Raw genomic sequence first — 599 nt, 5'->3', positions numbered from 1 at the left:
GGACCTGCTCTTAAAATCTAAAAAATCGATGAATATAGAAACGCTAGAGACTTATATTAAAAATTATATTTCTAGCCAAGATACGCCTATTGTCGAGTTCGCATGGCACGGTGGAGAACCCACATTGATAGGCATTGATTTTTTTGAAAAGGCTGTTGAGTTTCAAAAACAATACGCTAACGGAAAATTAATAAAGAACACAATTCAAACCAATGGTTCTAAATTAAAAAGTGATTGGTGCCGATTCTTTCGAGAAAATAACTTCTTGGTTGGATTAAGTTTAGATGGGCCTGAGTGGCTTCAAGAAAAATACCGAACCAAACAAGGAAAAAGTGCTTTTAAAGAAAGCTTTTCTGCATTAAAGCTTCTACAAAAAATGAACGTTGAATACAACGTTTTGGCATGTGTGACCAAAGAGTATTGCAAACATGCTGAGGCTATCTATTCATTTTTCCGAAAGAATAAGGTGAAACATATTCAGTTCTCACCTCTTGTCGAATCTTCTCCGTTAGAAACAGAGCAAGCTCGTGGCCAACACTTTGGTAGCAATCTGATTTTCTCGACAGACAAACGCCATACAGATCCTCAGAAATACGAAC

General features: G+C 36.7%; 1 protein-coding gene. It reads left to right on the top strand.

The features are described 5' to 3' along the window. A partial coding sequence (locus R7Q48_RS28985) for a radical SAM protein (protein WP_411979305.1) occupies positions 1-599 on the top strand: 599 nt, incomplete at both ends.

It is taken from the genome of Vibrio sp. 378 (assembly GCF_033339435.1).
The sequence above is the reverse complement of the archived record's forward strand: the minus strand, read 5'-3'. Positions and strand labels throughout refer to the sequence as shown.